This is a genomic window from Streptomyces xiaopingdaonensis (assembly GCF_000262345.1).
GTDB lineage: Bacteria > Actinomycetota > Actinomycetes > Streptomycetales > Streptomycetaceae > Streptomyces > Streptomyces xiaopingdaonensis.
Window position 1 is genome coordinate 1 of sequence record NZ_AJTQ01000166.1, and the last position, 3,863, is coordinate 3,863.

The 3,863-nt window shown below is 70.6% G+C and carries 3 protein-coding genes; all 3 read left to right on the top strand.

The features are described from left to right. On the top strand, positions 1-975 hold a 975-nt coding region (locus UWG_RS30000), incomplete at its 5' end, for a FumA C-terminus/TtdB family hydratase beta subunit (RefSeq protein WP_016907682.1). A 109-nt stretch (positions 976-1,084) separates the two neighbouring features. Further along, a complete protein-coding gene (locus UWG_RS0113185) occupies positions 1,085-1,993 on the top strand; it encodes a hypothetical protein (RefSeq protein ID WP_016907683.1) in 909 nt (302 codons plus the stop codon). Between the two features lie 79 nt (positions 1,994-2,072). After that, positions 2,073-3,467, top strand: a complete 1,395-nt coding sequence (locus tag UWG_RS0113190) for a class II fumarate hydratase (RefSeq protein WP_016907684.1) — start codon at positions 2,073-2,075, stop codon at positions 3,465-3,467. Positions 3,468-3,863 lie beyond the last annotated feature (396 nt).

Consider the following 3,863-nt stretch of genomic DNA (forward strand, 5'->3'; position numbering starts at 1 on the left):
AGCGCGGAGTTCGCGCTCAAGACCGCCAAGTACGCCTCCGCCCACTACCTCGACGAACTCCCCGGCGAGGGCTCCCCCAGCGGCCACGGCTTCCGCGACAGGGAGTTGGAGGAGCAGGTCTTCGAGCTGACGCAGCAGATCGGCATCGGTGCGCAGTTCGGCGGCAAGTACTTCTGCCACGACGTCCGCGTCGTCCGCCTTCCGCGGCACGGCGCCTCCTGCCCCGTGGCGATCGCCGTCTCCTGCTCGGCCGACCGGCAGGCGAAGGCGAAGATCACCGCGGAGGGCGTCTTCCTGGAGGAGCTGGAGACGGACCCGGCCCGCTTCCTCCCCGAGACCACCGACGCGCAGCTCACCGAAGGCGCGGGCGCCGACCTCGACTCCGTCGCCATCGACCTCGGCCGTCCCATGGAGGAGATCCGCGCGGAACTCTCCAAGCACCCCGTCAAGACGCGGCTCTCGCTCACCGGCACCCTCGTCGTGGCCCGCGACATCGCGCACGCCAAGATCAAGGAGCGGCTCGACGCGGGCGACGAGCTGCCGCAGTACCTCAAGGACCACCCGGTCTACTACGCGGGACCCGCCAAGACGCCCGAGGGCTATGCGTCGGGCTCGTTCGGGCCGACGACCGCCGGCCGGATGGACGCGTACGTCGAGCAGTTCCAGGCGGCGGGCGGCTCGCTGGTGATGCTCGCCAAGGGCAACCGGAGCAAGCAGGTCACCGACGCGTGCGCCGCCCACGGGGGTTTCTACCTCGGCTCCATCGGCGGGCCTGCGGCGCGCCTCGCACAGGACTGCATCAAGAAGGTCGAGGTACTCGAGTACGAGGAGCTCGGCATGGAGGCGGTCTGGCGGATCGAGGTCGAGGAGTTCCCCGCCTTCATCGTCGTCGACGACAAGGGCAACGACTTCTTCGCAGAACCGGCGCCCGAGCAGCCGTTCGTCACGTCGATCCCCGTACGCCAGGGGGCCTGAAGCGGCGTCGAGGGGCGGGTGCCGCCCCTCGACCCGCAATCCACACGTGCGAGTGAACCACCGGGCATACGAGCATGGCGCCTGCGGAAGCCTGCGTAGCGTCGTCTCCATGGTCAACTCGCCTCACGAGGCGCTCCATCGGGCCTTCCGGCAGTTCCCCGAGCTCTTCGGCCGTGCCTTCGCGCTCCTCGGCCTCCCCGAGCCGGGCGCGACGGTCGTCTCCGACGTGAACTGCGACCTCACCGAGGTGAGGCCGATCGAGCGCCGCGTCGACACACTGCTCCGGCTCGACGGGCCCGACGGACGGGGCTACCTGCTCGCCGTCGAGTCCCAGACCGCGGACGATCCGGAGAAGGCCCGTAGTTGGGCGTACTACCTCGCTTACCTCGCCAACAGGTACCGCGACCACCGCCCCGTCCTGCTCGTCCTCTGCCGCGACCGCGCGACCGCGCGCTGGGCAGCCGGCCCCTTCCGCATCGGCCACCCCGCCGGGGCCAACCTCCAGCTCACGCCCTTCGTCCTGGGCCCGGACAACGTCCCCTTCATCACCGACGTCGAGCAGGCGGCCGCCGACCTCCCGCTGACGCTCTTCTCGGCACTGACGCACAGCAGCGACCCGCGCATCGGTGAAATACTGGACGTGCTCGCAGCAGCCCTGAAGAAGACCGAAGACGACGACGCCGTCACCGTCTACGCAGACTTCACAGCAAGCGGCCTCGCCGACTCCCCCACGGCCGCCGACCACTGGAGGAAGCTCATGAGCTCAGGACTCTTCGAACTCCGCGGCTTCGTGGCGGAGGGCCTGAGGGACGAAGGCCGCCTGCAGACGCAGATCGAGCAGCTCCTCCAGCTCCTCGACGCCCGCAACATCCCCCTCACCCAAACCCAACACCACCACCTCACCACCTGCCACGACACCCACCTCCTCAGCCACTGGTTCACCCAAGCCCTCACCGCCCGCGCCGCCGACGAAGTGCTCACCTCCGCCCCGGCGGAGCCCGGCCCCGCGAGCGGCTGACCCCACCGCGACACGGTGACGCATCCGGGGAATGCGCGGCCGCGTGCACGACGCTGACGACCATGGAGGTGTACGCACGATGAGCGACAGCACGGAGTACCGCGTCGAACACGATTCCATGGGCGAGGTGAAGGTCCCGGCCGCGGCGAAGTGGCGGGCCCAGACGCAGCGGGCCGTGGAGAACTTCCCGATCTCCGGGCAGCGCCTGGAGCGCGCGCACATCGAGGCACTGGCACGGATCAAGGCGGCGGCGGCCGTGGTCAACGGGCGGCTCGGGGTGCTCGACGGCGAGTTGGCCGAGGCGGTGCGCGAGGCGGCCGAGGAGGTCGCCACCGGGCGGTGGGACGCGGAGTTCCCGATCGACGTCTTCCAGACGGGCTCGGGCACCTCGTCCAACATGAACATGAACGAGGTCGTGGCCACGCTGGCGTCCGAGCGGCTCGGCTCGCCCGTCCACCCCAACGACCACGTCAACGCCAGCCAGTCGTCGAACGATGTCTTCCCTTCGTCGATCCACATCGCCGCGACCGCCGCCGTCACGAGGGTTCTGCTGCCGGCGCTCGACCACCTGTCGGCGGCGCTGGGGCGCAAGGCCACGGAGTTCGAGGGCGTCGTCAAGTCGGGGCGCACGCACCTGATGGACGCCACACCCGTCACGCTCGGCCAGGAGTTCGGCGGGTACGCGGCGCAGGTCTCGCACGGGGTGGAGCGGCTACGCTCGGCGCTGCCCCGGCTCGCCGAACTCCCGCTCGGCGGCACGGCGGTGGGCACCGGTATCAACACGCCGGCCGCCTTCTCGGCCTCGGTGATCGAGGAAGTGGCCCGCGCCACGGACCTGCCCTTCACCGAGGCGCGCGACCACTTCGAGGCGCAGGGCGCCAGGGACGCGCTGGTGGAGACGTCGGGGCAGCTCCGGGTGGTGGCCGTCGGCCTCACGAAGATCTGCAACGACCTGCGGTGGATGGCTTCGGGACCGCGGACGGGCCTCGCCGAGATCGCCCTGCCCGACCTGCAACCCGGTTCCTCGATCATGCCGGGCAAGGTCAACCCGGTGATCCCGGAGGCGGTGCTCATGGTCGCCGCCCAGGTCACGGGGAACGACGCGACGGTCGCAGCGGCGGGGGCCGCCGGCAACTTCGAACTCAACGTCATGCTCCCCGTGATGGGGAAGAACCTCCTGGAGTCGGTGCGCCTGCTCGCCAACGCGGCGACGCTCCTCGCCGACCGCACCGTCGACGGCATCACGGCCGACGCGGAACGCGCCAGGGAGTACGCCGAGTCCTCCCCGTCCGTGGTGACACCGCTCAACAAGTACCTCGGCTACGAGAACGCCGCCGCCGTCGCCAAGAAGGCCCTCGCCGCACGCATGACGATCCGCGACGCGGTCCTGGAGGCGGGGTACGTCGAGCGCGGGGAGATCACGTTGGAGCAGCTCGACGAGGCGCTGGACGTCCTGCGGATGACGCACCCCTGAGCGGGCGCCATGACGGCCACTACCGTCAACTCCCGCTCCCGGGCGGTGCGTCCGGTGTACGCCGGCGCACGCTCGTATCGCCGGGCCCCGCGGCGGCCTTCACCGTACGTATCCGCACCGGCGTGCGCCCGTACCGGAACTCCCCGCCGACGTAGGCGCATTCAGGCACACATGCCCCGAAGGGACGAAGCCGGCACCGAGCAACCCCCTCTCCACCGGCACTTTCGGGTGCGGTGGGACGGTTCGGGGTTACTCGTACGTGTAACTCTGCGGCCCAGGTCACGGCGGCGGGCGCCGACCGCGCCTAAGATCGGTTCATGGCCGGGGAGATGAGAGGCGCACATGCGGGCGTGGAGTCCCGCGAGAATGCAACGGGAAGAGCGGCGGGCGCCCCCG